Source organism: Shewanella sp. FeAMO (assembly GCF_053653955.1).
On sequence record NZ_CM132201.1, the window covers coordinates 233,282 to 249,180 of the forward strand.

General features: G+C 49.7%; 11 protein-coding genes, 7 tRNA genes and 3 rRNA genes. 19 read left to right on the forward strand and 2 right to left on the reverse strand.

Annotated features, from left to right (window positions below; all coding sequences use genetic code 11):
• Nucleotides 1–2: 2 nt before the first annotated feature.
• Complete coding sequence (locus ACWAU4_RS01070) at nt 3–452, reverse strand: RNA recognition motif domain-containing protein (protein ID WP_025010662.1); 450 nt, start codon at nt 450–452, stop codon at nt 3–5.
• A 530-nt stretch (nt 453–982) separates the two neighbouring features.
• Between ACWAU4_RS01070 and ACWAU4_RS01075 the strand changes: the two genes are divergently transcribed.
• The 8 genes from ACWAU4_RS01075 to birA all read left to right on the forward strand — a co-directional run bounded on the left by ACWAU4_RS01075 (nt 983) and on the right by birA (nt 9,283).
• Nucleotides 983–2,527, forward strand: a 16S ribosomal RNA gene (locus ACWAU4_RS01075).
• A gap of 65 nt (nt 2,528–2,592) precedes the next feature.
• Nucleotides 2,593–2,669: transfer RNA gene (locus ACWAU4_RS01080), tRNA-Ile, on the forward strand.
• Between the two features lie 233 nt (nt 2,670–2,902).
• Nucleotides 2,903–2,978, forward strand: a tRNA-Ala gene (locus tag ACWAU4_RS01085).
• 440 nt (nt 2,979–3,418) lie between these two features.
• Nucleotides 3,419–6,311 (forward strand): 23S ribosomal RNA (locus tag ACWAU4_RS01090).
• A gap of 90 nt (nt 6,312–6,401) precedes the next feature.
• Nucleotides 6,402–6,477: transfer RNA gene (locus tag ACWAU4_RS01095), tRNA-Val, on the forward strand.
• A gap of 166 nt (nt 6,478–6,643) precedes the next feature.
• Nucleotides 6,644–6,759, forward strand: a 5S ribosomal RNA gene (gene rrf / locus ACWAU4_RS01100).
• Together the 16S, 23S and 5S rRNA genes with 3 tRNA genes alongside form the textbook arrangement of a ribosomal RNA operon.
• Before the next feature lie 536 nt (nt 6,760–7,295).
• Complete coding sequence (gene murB / locus ACWAU4_RS01105; protein WP_044733355.1) at nt 7,296–8,321, forward strand: UDP-N-acetylmuramate dehydrogenase; 1,026 nt, start codon at nt 7,296–7,298, stop codon at nt 8,319–8,321.
• Between the two features lie 2 nt (nt 8,322–8,323).
• Nucleotides 8,324–9,283 (forward strand): bifunctional biotin--[acetyl-CoA-carboxylase] ligase/biotin operon repressor BirA, encoded by a 960-nt coding sequence (gene birA, locus ACWAU4_RS01110; protein WP_454290416.1) that lies wholly within the window; start codon nt 8,324–8,326, stop codon nt 9,281–9,283.
• On the opposite strand, the gene coaA is transcribed toward birA, so the two are convergent.
• Nucleotides 9,284–10,231: a type I pantothenate kinase gene (gene coaA, locus ACWAU4_RS01115; protein WP_025012139.1), complete on the reverse strand. Its 948-nt coding sequence runs from the start codon at nt 10,229–10,231 to the stop codon at nt 9,284–9,286.
• Nucleotides 10,232–10,464: 233 nt separating this feature from the next.
• Here coaA and ACWAU4_RS01120 point away from each other — a divergent pair.
• The 11 genes from ACWAU4_RS01120 (at nt 10,465) to rplL (ending at nt 15,777) form a co-directional block, all read left to right on the forward strand.
• Nucleotides 10,465–10,540: transfer RNA gene (locus tag ACWAU4_RS01120), tRNA-Thr, on the forward strand.
• 8 nt (nt 10,541–10,548) lie between these two features.
• Nucleotides 10,549–10,633, forward strand: a tRNA-Tyr gene (locus ACWAU4_RS01125).
• A 35-nt stretch (nt 10,634–10,668) separates the two neighbouring features.
• Nucleotides 10,669–10,742 (forward strand) — tRNA-Gly (locus ACWAU4_RS01130).
• Nucleotides 10,743–10,751: 9 nt separating this feature from the next.
• A tRNA-Thr gene (locus ACWAU4_RS01135) sits at nt 10,752–10,827 on the forward strand.
• Nucleotides 10,828–10,943: 116 nt separating this feature from the next.
• Complete coding sequence (tuf, locus tag ACWAU4_RS01140; protein ID WP_071239068.1) at nt 10,944–12,128, forward strand: elongation factor Tu; 1,185 nt, start codon at nt 10,944–10,946, stop codon at nt 12,126–12,128.
• A 263-nt stretch (nt 12,129–12,391) separates the two neighbouring features.
• A complete protein-coding gene (gene secE / locus ACWAU4_RS01145) occupies nt 12,392–12,772 on the forward strand; it encodes a preprotein translocase subunit SecE (protein ID WP_025012048.1) in 381 nt (126 codons plus the stop codon).
• 8 nt (nt 12,773–12,780) lie between these two features.
• Entirely contained in the window at nt 12,781–13,332 is a 552-nt protein-coding gene (gene nusG / locus ACWAU4_RS01150) for a transcription termination/antitermination protein NusG (protein WP_025012047.1), read from the forward strand.
• Between the two features lie 123 nt (nt 13,333–13,455).
• The gene (gene rplK, locus ACWAU4_RS01155; RefSeq protein ID WP_025012046.1) at nt 13,456–13,884 is read left to right on the forward strand and encodes a 50S ribosomal protein L11; all 429 of its coding nucleotides are present in this window, start codon (nt 13,456–13,458) and stop codon (nt 13,882–13,884) included.
• A gap of 4 nt (nt 13,885–13,888) precedes the next feature.
• Nucleotides 13,889–14,590: a 50S ribosomal protein L1 gene (gene rplA, locus ACWAU4_RS01160; RefSeq protein WP_025012045.1), complete on the forward strand. Its 702-nt coding sequence runs from the start codon at nt 13,889–13,891 to the stop codon at nt 14,588–14,590.
• A gap of 263 nt (nt 14,591–14,853) precedes the next feature.
• Nucleotides 14,854–15,354, forward strand: a complete 501-nt coding sequence (gene rplJ, locus ACWAU4_RS01165) for a 50S ribosomal protein L10 (protein WP_025012044.1) — start codon at nt 14,854–14,856, stop codon at nt 15,352–15,354.
• Nucleotides 15,355–15,408: 54 nt separating this feature from the next.
• Nucleotides 15,409–15,777 (forward strand): 50S ribosomal protein L7/L12, encoded by a 369-nt coding sequence (gene rplL / locus ACWAU4_RS01170; protein ID WP_025890054.1) that lies wholly within the window; start codon nt 15,409–15,411, stop codon nt 15,775–15,777.
• Nucleotides 15,778–15,899 lie beyond the last annotated feature (122 nt).

The window sequence follows — 15,899 nt, forward strand, 5'->3', positions numbered from 1 at the left end:
GACTATTCCTGCTTATCTGAATCTTGTGATTTGGCTTCACGAACTTTCAGGGTGCGCTCCTGAAAGATGAAGTCATTCAATTTGGTCATCGCTTTTTGAGCGCCGGACTCTGACATTTCCACAAAACCAAATCCTTTACGTCTGCCGGTCTTGCGATCTCTGACCAAGCGAACCGAATTCACCGGGCCATATTCCTCAAACAATGACTTAACTTCAGTATCGTGAGCTCTATAAGGCAGATTACCTACATAGAGAGTCATGGTTGGGCCATTGTAAGCTTCTTGTGTTTTAGCTTGAACCTGACTTGGGCTGGATGTGAAGGCATAAACTGCAGCGGCAAGGAGTGCACCAACAGGGAAGGCCAAAAATGCAGGCAGTTGAGGCATGAGCTGGTATATCGCAAGCGCGCCCAGAATGGCGATGCCCAGCACAATCAAAAATGACTTTTGCATAAAAATGTTCTCTGTGAAGAAGAATTGATAAATTACTGTTAACAGCGGCAACTATGGTAATGAATTATTTACCTTTAAACCAGACTGATGCCGAAAAAATGACCTTTGCTCTCATTTTTCAACATAAGCAGGGCCTTTAAAGCAAGTTTTTAAAGGGAAAAGACCAGTAAATAGCCGCTACGGTTAAAAGGTGGACGCTTGGCGCCGAAGCTGTCAAAAAGCACTTGCGCTATCGGCTGGCCTCCCTATAATGCGCATCCACTGACCGGGACGATGGAAGTTAACTCCCAGATAATCCAAGGTTGGCGTCAAAATGGTGATAAAAAACTTCTTGACGAACTTAAGGGAAAGCGTAGAATACGCAGCCCTGACCCGATGGCTCCATCGCGGTCCTGCTCTTTAACAATCTATCAAGCAATCTGTGTGGACACTCACAGGCATTGAGAAATCGACAAAACGATTTAACTCGATGAAGAGTGTTCATACGAACAGAATTCATTGAGCAGAACCTTCGGGTTCAACCAAAACTTTAATTGAAGAGTTTGATCATGGCTCAGATTGAACGCTGGCGGCAGGCCTAACACATGCAAGTCGAGCGGTAACATTTCAAAAGCTTGCTTTTGAAGATGACGAGCGGCGGACGGGTGAGTAATGCCTGGGAATTTGCCCATTTGTGGGGGATAACAGTTGGAAACGACTGCTAATACCGCATACGCCCTACGGGGGAAAGCAGGGGACCTTCGGGCCTTGCGCTGATGGATAAGCCCAGGTGGGATTAGCTAGTAGGTGAGGTAAAGGCTCACCTAGGCGACGATCCCTAGCTGGTCTGAGAGGATGATCAGCCACACTGGGACTGAGACACGGCCCAGACTCCTACGGGAGGCAGCAGTGGGGAATATTGCACAATGGGGGAAACCCTGATGCAGCCATGCCGCGTGTGTGAAGAAGGCCTTCGGGTTGTAAAGCACTTTCAGCGAGGAGGAAAGGGTGTAAGTTAATACCTTACATCTGTGACGTTACTCGCAGAAGAAGCACCGGCTAACTCCGTGCCAGCAGCCGCGGTAATACGGAGGGTGCGAGCGTTAATCGGAATTACTGGGCGTAAAGCGTGCGCAGGCGGTTTGTTAAGCGAGATGTGAAAGCCCCGGGCTCAACCTGGGAACCGCATTTCGAACTGGCAAACTAGAGTCTTGTAGAGGGGGGTAGAATTCCAGGTGTAGCGGTGAAATGCGTAGAGATCTGGAGGAATACCGGTGGCGAAGGCGGCCCCCTGGACAAAGACTGACGCTCAGGCACGAAAGCGTGGGGAGCAAACAGGATTAGATACCCTGGTAGTCCACGCCGTAAACGATGTCTACTCGGAGTTTGGTGTCTTGAACACTGGGCTCTCAAGCTAACGCATTAAGTAGACCGCCTGGGGAGTACGGCCGCAAGGTTAAAACTCAAATGAATTGACGGGGGCCCGCACAAGCGGTGGAGCATGTGGTTTAATTCGATGCAACGCGAAGAACCTTACCTACTCTTGACATCCACAGAATCTGGTAGAGATACCTCAGTGCCTTCGGGAACTGTGAGACAGGTGCTGCATGGCTGTCGTCAGCTCGTGTTGTGAAATGTTGGGTTAAGTCCCGCAACGAGCGCAACCCCTATCCTTACTTGCCAGCGGGTCATGCCGGGAACTTTAGGGAGACTGCCGGTGATAAACCGGAGGAAGGTGGGGACGACGTCAAGTCATCATGGCCCTTACGAGTAGGGCTACACACGTGCTACAATGGTCAGTACAGAGGGTTGCGAAGCCGCGAGGTGGAGCTAATCCCATAAAGCTGGTCGTAGTCCGGATTGGAGTCTGCAACTCGACTCCATGAAGTCGGAATCGCTAGTAATCGTGGATCAGAATGCCACGGTGAATACGTTCCCGGGCCTTGTACACACCGCCCGTCACACCATGGGAGTGGGCTGCACCAGAAGTAGATAGCTTAACCTTCGGGAGGGCGTTTACCACGGTGTGGTTCATGACTGGGGTGAAGTCGTAACAAGGTAGCCCTAGGGGAACCTGGGGCTGGATCACCTCCTTACCTAAGCGATAATTGGTGCTTTTGAGTGTTCACACAGATTGCTTGATAAAAGAAGTAGAGCATGGGGGTCTGTAGCTCAGGTGGTTAGAGCGTTCGCCTGATAAGCGAGAGGTCGGTAGTTCGAGTCTACTCAGACCCACCAATTCTTCCGCTATTCTGCGTTAAACAGGTCGTCGTTTACTCCAGTAAACTTCCTCCCTGTTTGCCTTGACTGGTGTCGAAGAAGTGAACAGGTCAATGTTCAAGACTGTTTGCGAGAGATTTTTATTGAGTTCGAGGCAGCCGAGCGATGAGTGAAGGAGTTTAGTTAACTAAATGACTGAGCGAAGAGGCGAAGGCTAACAACGAAATCGGTAAAAAGAACCGCAAAGAAACGGGGCTATAGCTCAGCTGGGAGAGCGCCTGCCTTGCACGCAGGAGGTCTGCGGTTCGATCCCGCATAGCTCCACCACTTCCCTTGGAAGTGCTGGAACCGTCACTCTACAAAGGACGAGAGACGCCAAAGATAAGTCAGTATTTATCTTTGGCTTTTTTAAGCCCGCTCTTTAACAATTTGGAAAGCTGATAGTAGACATCAAGACCACTCTTAGGAGTTGGAATTGATGCATACAAATTGAGTTCTCAAACACTTCAATCAAGTGTTTTGGAAATTCTTCAAGGCGAGTCCACTTCCTTAACCCGGAGGTGAGACAAGTAAACCTAAGCTGGTTGCAATACAACCCGTGTTTTCCGCTATGTTACCGATAAGGTAGCGCAGTCAGGCGACATGGTGTCTAAGCGGTGATTTGAGTGAGGAAGGAGTGTAGCAGCGCTACATGACTGACGAATGAAAAGCACAATAACGACAACATGAGTACTGACAAGCGAAATGAAAACTCATCCGGGTTGTATGGTTAAGCGACCAAGCGTATACGGTGGATGCCTTGGCAGTCAGAGGCGATGAAGGACGTAGTAACTTGCGAAAAGCGTTGGTGAGCTAGTAACAAGCATTTGAGCCAGCGATGTCCGAATGGGGAAACCCGGCAGCATAAGCTGTCATCACTAAGTGAATACATAGCTTAGTGAGGCGAACGAGGGGAACTGAAACATCTAAGTACCCTTAGGAAAAGAAATCAACCGAGATTCCCCAAGTAGCGGCGAGCGAACGGGGATTAGCCCTTAAGTCTTTGGGGTGTTAGTGGAATGTGTTGGAAAGCACAGCGGCACAGGGTGATAGCCCCGTACATGTAAACTAACCAGAGATGAAATCGAGTAAGGCGGCACACGTGATATGTTGTCTGAATATGGGGGGACCATCCTCCAAGGCTAAATACTCCTGACTGACCGATAGTGAACCAGTACCGTGAGGGAAAGGCGAAAAGAACCCCTGTGAGGGGAGTGAAATAGAACCTGAAACCGTATACGTACAAGCAGTGGAAGCGGTTCTTGAGACCGTGACTGCGTACCTTTTGTATAATGGGTCAGCGACTTACATTTAGTAGCGAGGTTAAGCGAATAGCGGAGCCGTAGGGAAACCGAGTGTTAACTGCGCGTATAGTTGCTAGGTGTAGACCCGAAACCCGGTGATCTAGCCATGGGCAGGTTGAAGGTTGAGTAACATCAACTGGAGGACCGAACCGACTAATGTTGAAAAATTAGCGGATGACTTGTGGCTGGGGGTGAAAGGCCAATCAAACCGGGAGATATCTGGTTCTCCTCGAAAGCTATTTAGGTAGCGCCTCGGACGAACACCTTTGGGGGTAGAGCACTGTTAAGGCTAGGGGGTCATCCCGACTTACCAACCCTTTGCAAACTCCGAATACCAAAGAGTGCTATCCGGGAGACAGACGGCGGGTGCTAACGTCCGTCGTCAAAAGGGAAACAACCCAGACCGTCAGCTAAGGTCCCAAAGTAATTGCTAAGTGGGAAACGATGTGGGAAGGCTTAGACAGCTAGGATGTTGGCTTAGAAGCAGCCATCATTTAAAGAAAGCGTAATAGCTCACTAGTCGAGTCGGCCTGCGCGGAAGATGTAACGGGGCTAAGCAATTCACCGAAGCTACGGGTACTGATGCTTGCATCAGTGCGGTAGAGGAGCGTTCTGTAAGCCGTTGAAGGCGAAGGGGTAACCCACGCTGGAGGTATCAGAAGTGCGAATGCTGACATGAGTAACGATAAAGGGGGTGAAAAACCCCCTCGCCGAAAGACCAAGGGTTCCTGTCCAACGTTAATCGGGGCAGGGTGAGTCGACCCCTAAGGCGAGGCTGAAAGGCGTAGTCGATGGGAAACGGGTTAATATTCCCGTACTTCTGCTAACTGCGATGGAGAGACGGAGAAGGCTAGGCCGGCGCGGCGTTGGTTGTCCGCGTTTAAGGTAGTAGGTGGTGTGCTTAGGCAAATCCGGGCACACATACACTGAGAGCTGACGACGAGTCCCTACGGGGATGAAGTGGTTGATGCCATGCTTCCAGGAAAATCTTCTAAGCTTCAGGTTAGCAGGAATCGTACCCCAAACCGACACAGGTGGTCGGGTAGAGAATACCAAGGCGCTTGAGAGAACTCGGCTGAAGGAACTAGGCAAAATGGTACCGTAACTTCGGGAGAAGGTACGCTCCTGTTGGTGATGAGACTTGCTCTCTGAGCTGACGGGAGTCGCAGATACCAGGTGGCTGCAACTGTTTATCAAAAACACAGCACTGTGCAAAATCGCAAGATGACGTATACGGTGTGACGCCTGCCCGGTGCCGGAAGGTTAATTGATTGGGTTATCTTCGGAGAAGCTCATGATCGAAGCCCCGGTAAACGGCGGCCGTAACTATAACGGTCCTAAGGTAGCGAAATTCCTTGTCGGGTAAGTTCCGACCTGCACGAATGGCGTAATGATGGCCACGCTGTCTCCAGCCGAGACTCAGTGAAGTTGAAATTGCGGTGAAGATGCCGTATACCCGCGGCTAGACGGAAAGACCCCGTGAACCTTTACTATAGCTTGGCACTGAACATTGACCCTACATGTGTAGGATAGGTGGGAGACTATGAAGATGAGACGCCAGTCTTGTTGGAGTCAACCTTGAAATACCACCCTTGTAGTGTTGATGTTCTAACCTGGGCCCCTAATCGGGGTTAGGGACAGTGCCTGGTGGGTAGTTTGACTGGGGCGGTCTCCTCCCAAAGAGTAACGGAGGAGCACGAAGGTTGGCTAAGTACGGTCGGACATCGTACGGTTAGTGTAATGGCATAAGCCAGCTTAACTGCGAGACAGACACGTCGAGCAGGTGCGAAAGCAGGTCATAGTGATCCGGTGGTTCTGAATGGAAGGGCCATCGCTCAACGGATAAAAGGTACTCCGGGGATAACAGGCTGATACCGCCCAAGAGTTCATATCGACGGCGGTGTTTGGCACCTCGATGTCGGCTCATCACATCCTGGGGCTGAAGTCGGTCCCAAGGGTATGGCTGTTCGCCATTTAAAGTGGTACGCGAGCTGGGTTCAGAACGTCGTGAGACAGTTCGGTCCCTATCTGCCGTGGGCGTTGGATGATTGAGGGGAGCTGCTCCTAGTACGAGAGGACCGGAGTGGACGAACCGCTGGTGTTCGGGTTGTCATGCCAATGGCATTGCCCGGTAGCTACGTTCGGAATCGATAACCGCTGAAAGCATCTAAGCGGGAAGCGAGCCCCAAGATGAGTCATCCCTAGGGCCTGGAGCCCTCTGAAGAGCCGTTCGAGACCAGGACGTTGATAGGCAGGGTGTGTAAGCGTTGCGAGGCGTTGAGCTAACCTGTACTAATGACTCGAGAGGCTTAACCATACAACCCAGATGGGTTTTACGGACTTGAAGAAGTCGATACTTGATTGAAGTTTGAACTCAGGCTCTGAAAAGAGCACAGCCAAGAATACCGGTCGCTTAGCTCAGCCGGGAGAGCACCTCCCTTACAAGGAGGGGGTCACTGGTTCGATCCCAGTAGCGACCACCATATTTCAAAGCAACAGCTTTCTGAATTGAAGAACAAAGGTTAATGACGCAGGTAATAGTTTGGCTGACAAAGCCGTGACGAGCGAGCCGCGCAGTGTACTGAAGTACATGAGCAGCGTAGCGAGGAAACAATACCGTCAGACGGACAATTAACCAGTAAGAATATGTCTGGTGACAATAGCATTGTGGTCCCACCTGATCCCATCCCGAACTCAGAAGTGAAACGCAATCGCGCCGATGGTAGTGTGGGGTCTCCCCATGTGAGAGTAGGTCATCGCCAGACGCCCAATTTTATTTTCACTTTTTAAAAAAAGTGGAGACAAAACAGTAACAAAAAAGCCCTAGCTAAATGCTAGGGCTTTTTTGTTTGTCTCGTTTCCAGCGAGCACGACTTAACATGCAGCCCAAAGCTGCTGGCGCAGTGTGTGCCCCTCAGCTCGCAGCCAAGCTGCTTCGCGCTACAGCCATCTATCAAGCTGTGCTTGATGAACAGATGTCTTTCGCCCCCATGTGAGATGGTGCTGTGGAGATATTGAGAATAGATTGACCCGCTTGTCTGGGCAGATTTATCCAGTCTCTGGAGCACAGAGATTTAATCCGACCAGTATCCTCAATGAAGGTACTCGAGACTTAAGTAGAGAAGTCACCTGAATAAGATGGCTTTTTTGCGTTAGGGCCTGTGAGATTTGCCTTAATCCAGCTTTGAGTCGGTAGCAGCCGAGTAGCTTGCTGCTGGATATTCGCTTGTGGGTGTTTTACGGCTGAAATAGCAGGCTAATCCCGTTACAATGCTGCTTTTATTTGCGGTGAAAGCTTTAGATGCCAACTCTAGTCCACTCCCTTAAATCTTTGAACACTTTTGGAATCGACTGTTGCTGTCGGGAACTCATCAGAGTGAGTTCTACCGCGGAGCTTGTCCAGGCTTGCATGCAGCATAAGGACGATGAGATTCCTATGTTGATCCTCGGTGGTGGCAGTAATCTATTGCTGCTTGAGGATTATCAAGGGACTGTGATTCAAATCGCTACCAAGGGAATCGATGTCTGTGAGGATCAAGAGCATTTTTATCTAAAGGTTGCCGCCGGTGAAAACTGGCACGATTTGGTTTGTGAAACGCTTAAGCAGGGGATACCGGGGCTTGAGAATATGGCTCTGATCCCGGGGACAGTTGGTGCTGCGCCTATTCAAAACATAGGCGCCTATGGAATTGAGCTGTGCCAGTTGTGTGACTGGGTCGAGTATCTAGACCTGCAGACCGGCGCGCTAACTCGTCTCGAGGCCGCTGATTGTGATTTTGGCTATCGTGAGTCAATTTTCAAAAATCAGCTCAAGGGGAAGGCTGTGATCACCTCTGTCGGCTTGAAATTGCCTAAAGCCTGGCAGCCCAAACTGAGTTATGGGCCGTTGCAGTCGCTCGCTGAAGAGACTGAGGTGACCGCGACCATGATTTTTGAGCGGGTATGTCAGGTTCGTCAGGAAAAACTGCCGGATCCTGTAGTGCTTGGCAATGCTGGCAGCTTTTTCAAGAATCCTGTAGTTGCTCCTGCCGACTATCTTAAGTTGGCCGAACGCTTTCCTGATTTGGTGGGTTATGCTCAGCAGGATGGTACTGTTAAGTTGGCCGCAGGCTGGCTTATCGATAAGGCAGGTTTGAAAGGTTTCCAGATGGGAGCGGCAGCTGTCCATGATAAGCAAGCCCTGGTATTGGTGAATAAAGGTGGTGCCAGGGGTAAGGATGTGGCTAATTTGGCGCGGGAAATTATCCGGCAAGTGCAAGCGCGCTTCGGTGTCGAATTGCAGCCCGAACCGCGAATTTTTGCGGCAACAGGAGAGAGGAGTCTCTGACGATGACCGAACAGTGGAAGCGCAAGCGGGAAATATTACAGCTGTTGCAGCAGGGTGAGTTTGTCTCCGGCGAAAAGCTGGCCGAACAGCTCGGTGTCAGCCGTACGGCTGTCAGCAAACATATCAGTGCCTTGACTGCCTTTGGGATCGATATCTTCAGCGTGAAAGGTAAAGGCTATAAGTTGGCGAGAAGCCTGCATCTTATCGATAAGCCGCGTTTGCTTTCCGCTATAGATAACCGTTGTTTCTACTTTGATGAACTCGGTGGTACCAATACATTCCTGCTCAACCATGTCGATGAATTGAGTAATGGCGATCTCTGTATTGCCGAGTACCAATATGCCGGACGAGGGCGTAGAGGACGCCAGTGGTTGTCGCCCTACGGCAGTCACCTCTATTTCTCTATGTACTGGCAGTTCTCTCAAGGCCTTTCTCAGGCGATGGGCTTGAGTCTGGTGGTTGCCTGTTCACTGGTTAGCGTGTTGGAGTCTTTCGGTATTGCCGGTTTGGGAGTGAAGTGGCCCAACGATATCTATCTCGATGGCCGTAAACTTGCCGGTGTGCTGATTGAAATGAGTGGTACTGCCGACAGCGAATGCGATCTGGTGATCGGGATAGGCCTGAATATGGCTATGCCTGCTGAACTGGGTGAACAACTGGATCAACCCTGGAGCGATCTCAGTGGACTTGAATCTATGCCGGACAAGACTGAGTTGGCTATCAATCTCCACCAACAGTTATTGAAAGATATTAAGCTGTTTGAGACTCAGGGATTGGCTGCATTCAGCACCAGGTGGCAGAGTGCCGATATCTTTGCCGGTCAACAGGTCAAATTGCTGCTGGGTGAACAGCAAATTAGCGGCCACTACCTGGGAGTGGATGAGCAAGGTGGCGTTATTCTGCAGACAGATACAGGCACACAGCATTTTGTCGGCGGGGAAATCAGCTTACGCGGCGCTTGATTATTTTCGCAGCAGCACTTTATCCATCAGGTGGTCCTGACCCTTTTTCAGAATAAGATGTGCCCGTTCGCGGGTGGGCTCAATATTCAGATTCAGGTTCGGGCCATTGATGGTGTCCCAGATATTGGCGGCTATATGTTCGGCTTCGGCATCGCTCAGCTTGGCATAGTGGTGGAAGTAGGATCGCTCATTGGCAAAAGCCGTATGCCGGAACTGCAGGAACCTATCTATATACCAATGTTTCAGCAGTGATTCGTCCGCATCTACATAGATAGAGAAGTCCACGAAATCAGAAACAAATGGCCGCTTGATACTCACGGGAGAATCCAGCTCTGTCTGCAGTACATTCAAGCCTTCCAGGATCAAAATGTCCGGCTGTCTGACCTGCTGCACTTCGGGGAGACGGTCGTAACTGATGTGGGAATATAGCGGAGCCTCGACCAATTCGGCGCCTGACTTGATGGCAGCGATAAACTCCACCAATAGTTTCATGTCATAGCTTTCCGGAAAGCCTTTACGCTGCAACAACCCTTTTTGTTTCAGCTCGGCCAGCGGGTAGAGAAAACCATCCGTAGTAATCAGATCGACCTTAGGGTGTTCGGGCCAATGGCTCAAAAGTGCCTGCAGGATACGGGCTGTGGTACTTTTCCCAACGGCGACACTGCCGGCAATACTGATAATGTAAGGACTCTTGGCCGGGGTTTGCCCCAAAAACTCATTTAACACCAAACCTCTTTGCTGCTTGGCGCCAACGATCAAGTTAAGCAGACGACTGAGGGGCAAATAGATGTCGGTAACTTCAGTGAGGGAAACCTTTTCATTAATCCCCCGCAGCTTTTTCAATTCGGTTTCGCTCAAGGTCAAAGGCACCGACTCGCGAAGTTCAGCCCATTGCTGGCGGTGAAACGGCATATATAATGCCTGTTGAATTGAGTTGGCTGTTGTCATCTGATTTCCTCTGCTCAGGCAAGGCACAGTACACCATGAATTATTCATGAACAATAAAAAATCCCTATGCCAAGCCGAATTGTTTATCCCGTGTACAGAGGGTTAAGAAGGAGTTGAATACCTACGTAGTGTCAGAGTAAAAAAGCACCATTCAGGGCTTTTTTTCGAAAAAAAGCCAATTTCCTATTGCACTCGCCCCAACATTTACCTAATATCCGCTACCGAAATGAAGTGCCGGCATAGCTCAGTTGGTAGAGCAACTGACTTGTAATCAGTAGGTCCCGAGTTCGACTCTTGGTGCCGGCACCAATTTTATCGGAGGGGTTCCCGAGTGGCCAAAGGGATCAGACTGTAAATCTGACGGCTCCGCCTTCGAAGGTTCGAATCCTTCTCCCTCCACCATTTTCAAGGTAAGTAGGTAGCCTTAAGTAGGTTGCGCGGGCATCGTATAATGGTATTACTCCAGCCTTCCAAGCTGATAACGCGGGTTCGATTCCCGCTGCCCGCTCCAAATTTGCATGCTGATATGGCTCAGGTGGTAGAGCGCATCCTTGGTAAGGATGAGGTCGGCAGTTCGAATCTGCCTATCAGCACCAGCCTATCTTAAATTTTACCTCTGCCTTTTATAATCTGTTCGATGTCATTCATTTGCATCGGACTTTTTCACTATATATGGTTTCACCACCAGAAAATCTTAGATTGAGGCAATACCATGTCTAAAGCTAAATTTGAACGTAGTAAACCCCACGTTAACGTGGGTACCATTGGCCACGTGGACCATGGTAAAACCACTCTGACTGCTGCTATCTCAACTGTACTGTCTAAGACTTACGGTGGTGAGGCGCGTGACTTCGCAGCGATCGATAACGCTCCAGAAGAGCGTGAGCGCGGTATTACCATCAATACCTCTCACATCGAGTATGACACTCCAACTCGTCACTACGCTCACGTAGACTGCCCAGGTCACGCTGACTATGTTAAAAACATGATCACCGGTGCTGCCCAGATGGACGGCGCAATCCTGGTAGTAGCTTCTACTGACGGTCCAATGCCACAGACTCGTGAGCACATCCTGCTGTCTCGTCAGGTAGGTGTACCTTTCATCATCGTATTCATGAACAAGTGTGACATGGTAGACGATGAAGAGCTGCTGGAACTGGTAGAGATGGAAGTTCGTGAACTGCTGTCTGAGTACGATTTCCCAGGTGATGACCTGCCAGTAATTCAGGGTTCAGCTCTGAAAGCTCTGGAAGGCGACGCTCAGTGGGAAGCCAAGATCATCGAACTGGCAGAAGCACTGGATACCTACATCCCTGAGCCAGAGCGTGATATCGATAAGCCATTCCTGCTGCCTATCGAAGACGTATTCTCAATCTCTGGTCGCGGTACTGTAGTAACAGGTCGTGTAGAGCGCGGTATCATCAAAGTCGGTGACGAAGTAGAAATCGTGGGTATCCACGACACTACCAAGACCACCTGTACTGGTGTAGAAATGTTCCGTAAGCTGCTGGACGAAGGTCGTGCCGGTGAGAACTGCGGTATCCTGCTGCGTGGTACCAAGCGTGATGAAGTAGAGCGTGGTCAAGTACTGGCTAAGCCTGGTTCAATCACTCCACACACCAAGTTCGAATCAGAAGTTTACGTCCTGTCTAAAGAAGAAGGTGGTCGTCACACTCCATTCTTCAAAGGCTACCGTCCACAGTTCTACTTCCGTACAACTGACGTGACCGGTACTATCGAACTGCCAGAAGGCGTAGAGATGGTAATGCCAGGTGACAACATCAAGATGACAGTAACTCTGATCTGCCCAATCGCGATGGATGAAGGTCTGCGCTTCGCCATCCGTGAAGGTGGCCGTACAGTTGGTGCTGGTGTTGTAGCCAAGATCATCGCTTAATTGCGAGACAGGTTACTTTGAAAAAGGAAGCTTCGGCTTCCTTTTTTGCTTGCTGGCGTAAAGTGTCAGGCTTTCTCTTGGTTTCGCCCTGTGTATCCTTGATAACAAAGCTGATTAAGAATACAATCTATGGCCGATTTTTGTGCCCTGAGCCGGAGAATTCTCGTCAGGGGCGAGTTCGAAAGCGGGCTGGCGCTGATTTAAGCCTTAAACTTACTCAGCTGTCCCTTGGCTCAGGTCGTAATGAGTAACGGAATTAACCGATGACAACAAATACTGAAAACCAGGGCAACTCTCTGGATATCGTAAAGTGGGTAATAGCTATACTACTGGTGGTAGTGGCTATCGTTGGCAACCAGATGTACAACAACAGTGAAATCATCACTCTGCCAATCCGCGCTGCGGGTGTGGTTGTTGTATTTGCTATTGCTGGTTTTATTGCTCTGCAAACTGTTAAGGGTAAGCAAGCATTGGCCTTTGCCCGTGAGTCTCAAATTGAAGTACGCAAAGTCGTATGGCCGACTCGTCAAGAGGCGTTGAATACCACCTTTATCGTACTGGCTGCGACAGGTATCCTGGCCTTGATTCTCTGGGGACTGGATGCGGTATTGCTGCGCATTGTCAACTTTATTACTGGCGTATAGGCACTAGAATGACTGAAGCTAAAGAAGCTAAGAAAAGATGGTATGTGGTTCAGGCTTTTTCCGGTTATGAAGGCCGTGTATGTAAGTCTCTGCTTGAACACATCAAAATGCACGGTATGGAAGAGTTCTTCGGCGAAGTCCTGGTTCCGACCGAAGAAGTTGTGGAAATGCGTGCCGGCCAACGCCGCAAGAGCGAGCGCAAGTTCTTCCCCGGCTATGTGCTGGTACAGATGGAAATGAACGATCAAAGCTGGCACTTGGTGAAAAGCATCCCACGTGTGATGGGCTTTATCGGTGGCACTTCAGATCGTCCTGCTCCTATTTCCGATAAAGAAGCCGAGGCTATCCTGCGTCGTCTGCAGGAGACTACAGATTCTCCTACTCATCGCGTTATGTTCGAGCCCGGCGAAGTGGTTCGAGTTACCGATGGTCCGTTTGCCGACTTCAATGGTACTGTTGAAGAAGTGGATTATGACAAGAACCGCGTCAAGGTGTCTGTGATGATCTTCGGTCGTTCGACTCCGGTTGAGTTGGACTTTAATCAGGTCGAGAAATCCTGATTAAATAAAATACAAAATCCGTTTGGCAACGGGTGCGGATTTCTATATAATCCGCACCCGTTGTTTTCGGGGAGCTCAAGGCATGTCGCCTGAGCGTTTGAACCCAAACTGAGGAAATGTCAGATGGCAAAGAAAATTGAAGCTTACATCAAGCTGCAAGTAGCAGCCGGTGCTGCAAACCCGTCTCCACCAGTTGGTCCAGCTCTGGGTCAAAAAGGTGTGAACATCATGGAATTCTGTAAAGCATTCAACGCTCGTACTGAAAAGTTCGAAAAAGGTATGCCAATTCCAGTAGTGATCACTGTTTACAACGATCGCTCATTCACTTTCGAAACCAAGACTCCACCTGCAGCCTTCTTGCTGAAGAAAGCCGCTGGTCTGAAGTCAGGTTCTGCTCGTCCTAACACTCAGAAAGTGGGTACTATCAAGCGTAGCCAGGTTCAGGAAATTGCTGAAACCAAGGCAACCGATATGACTGGTGCTGACATTGAAGCGATGACTCGCTCAATCGAAGGTACTGCGCGTTCCATGGGTTTGGTAGTAGAGGACTAATATAATGGCAAAGCTGACTAAGCGCATGCGCACCATCCGCGAAAAAGTGGACGTAACCAAAGCATACGACATCAACGAAGCTGTAGCTCTGCTGAAAGAACTGGCTACTGCCAAGTTCGTTGAGAGCGTAGACGTTGCCGTTAACCTGGGTGTTGATCCTCGTAAATCTGACCAAAACGTTCGTGGTGCCACTGTGCTGCCACACGGTACTGGTCGTGAAGTACGTGTTGCTGTATTCACTCAAGGTGCCAATGCCGAAGCTGCGAAAGAAGCTGGTGCTGAACTGGTAGGTATGGAAGATCTGGCTGAGCAGGTGAAAGCCGGCGAAATGAACTTCGACGTAGTTATCGCATCTCCTGATGCAATGCGCGTTGTTGGTATGCTGGGTCAAATCCTGGGCCCACGCGGCCTGATGCCTAACCCTAAAACCGGTACTGTAACTCCTAACGTTGCCGAAGCTGTTAAGAACGCCAAGGCTGGTCAGGTTCGTTACCGTAACGACAAGAACGGTATCATCCACACTACTATCGGTAAAGTGGACTTCGAAACCGCTCAACTGAAAGAAAACCTGGAAGCACTGCTGACTGCACTGAAGAAGGCCAAGCCTGCTGCAGCCAAAGGCCAGTACGTGAAGAAGGTAAGCATCTCCACCACTATGGGTGCAGGTGTAGCTGTTGACCAGAACACTCTGGACACTGCTAACTAATTTTACAAAATGCGCGCGTTAGCCTATAATGCGCGCACTTTTGTGGGTTGGAACCTATGACGAGTGTTTACACTCAGATGGGTTTCCGTCCAAGACCGCAGGTGTTGACCGTCTGGGATACTTAATTTCCTGCGTAGACGGTGTCAGGCCCCAGATAGATTTATTTCTGCTGGATTATCTGCACCGTAAGTAACTGAGTACGTTTGTATTCAGTATGGTAAACACTGGGGGGATTCCCCAGGTAGAATCCAGGAGTAAAGCCAATGGCATTAAGACTCGAAGACAAAAAAGCGATTGTTGCTGAAGTCAACGAAGCTGCCAAAGGTGCGCTTTCTGCAGTTGTCGCCGATTCACGCGGTGTAACTGTAGGTGCTATGACAGTTCTGCGTAAGACTGCTCGCGCAAACGGTGTGTATGTACGTGTTGTACGTAACACTCTGGCTCGCCGCGCAGTTGAAGGCACTGCTTTTGAGTGTCTGACAGAGGTGTTCTCTGGCCCAACTTTGATCGCTTTCTCTAACGAGCACCCAGGTGCTGCAGCTCGTCTGTTAAAAGACTTTGCTAAAGAGCAAGCCGCTTTCGAAGTTAAAGGTGCAGCTTATGAAGGGGAATTCATCCCTGCAGCTGACATTGATCGTTTGGCAAAACTGCCAACTTACGAAGAAGCACTGGCACAGCTGATGATGACTATGAAAGAAGCATCTGCTGGCAAGTTCGTTCGTACTCTGGCCGCTCTGCGCGATCAAAAACAAGAAGCCGCTTAATCTCAAGCTGGCTGCTTAACAGAATTGAATTCAGAACAATAGGAAACATTTGTTATGTCTATCACTAAAGACCAAATCCTTGAAGCCTTTGCAGCTATGTCTGTAATGGAAGTTGTTGAACTGATCGAAGCTATGGAAGAGAAGTTCGGCGTATCTGCTGCTGCCGCAGTAGTTGCTGGCGGCGCTGGTGAAGCTGCTGCTGCTGAAGAGAAAACCGAGTTCGACGTAGTTATGACTTCTCACGGTGACAACAAAGTTGCTGTGATCAAGGCTGTACGTGGTGCCACAGGTCTGGGTCTGAAAGAAGCCAAAGCTATGGCTGAATCTGCTCCAGTAGCTGTTAAAGAAGCTGTCTCTAAAGAAGAAGCTGAAGCTCTGAAGAAAGAACTCGAAGAAGCTGGTGCTCAAGTAGAGATCAAGTAAGTCATACTGACTTACAATCACCCAAGCCAATTGGGTGGAGGCTGGCGGTTTTTTGACCGTCGGCCTTTTTTGCGCTGTAAGCGTTGGCGATTTTTTTCACCGTTTGTCGCCAGATTTTGCAG

Excerpts from the sequence above, each read along its gene's own strand:
- secE (WP_025012048.1), top strand. The coding sequence starts at position 12,392 with ATGACAACAAATACTGAAAACCAGGGCAACTCTCTGGATATCGTAAAG.
- rplA (WP_025012045.1), top strand. The coding sequence starts at position 13,889 with ATGGCAAAGCTGACTAAGCGCATGCGCACCATCCGCGAAAAAGTGGAC.
- coaA (WP_025012139.1), bottom strand. The coding sequence starts at position 10,231 with ATGACAACAGCCAACTCAATTCAACAGGCATTATATATGCCGTTTCAC.
- tuf (WP_071239068.1), top strand. The coding sequence starts at position 10,944 with ATGTCTAAAGCTAAATTTGAACGTAGTAAACCCCACGTTAACGTGGGT.
- ACWAU4_RS01070 (WP_025010662.1), bottom strand. The coding sequence starts at position 452 with ATGCAAAAGTCATTTTTGATTGTGCTGGGCATCGCCATTCTGGGCGCG.
- murB (WP_044733355.1), top strand. The coding sequence starts at position 7,296 with ATGCCAACTCTAGTCCACTCCCTTAAATCTTTGAACACTTTTGGAATC.
- rplK (WP_025012046.1), top strand. The coding sequence starts at position 13,456 with ATGGCAAAGAAAATTGAAGCTTACATCAAGCTGCAAGTAGCAGCCGGT.
- rplJ (WP_025012044.1), top strand. The coding sequence starts at position 14,854 with ATGGCATTAAGACTCGAAGACAAAAAAGCGATTGTTGCTGAAGTCAAC.
- rplL (WP_025890054.1), top strand. The coding sequence starts at position 15,409 with ATGTCTATCACTAAAGACCAAATCCTTGAAGCCTTTGCAGCTATGTCT.
- birA (WP_454290416.1), top strand. The coding sequence starts at position 8,324 with ATGACCGAACAGTGGAAGCGCAAGCGGGAAATATTACAGCTGTTGCAG.
- nusG (WP_025012047.1), top strand. The coding sequence starts at position 12,781 with ATGACTGAAGCTAAAGAAGCTAAGAAAAGATGGTATGTGGTTCAGGCT.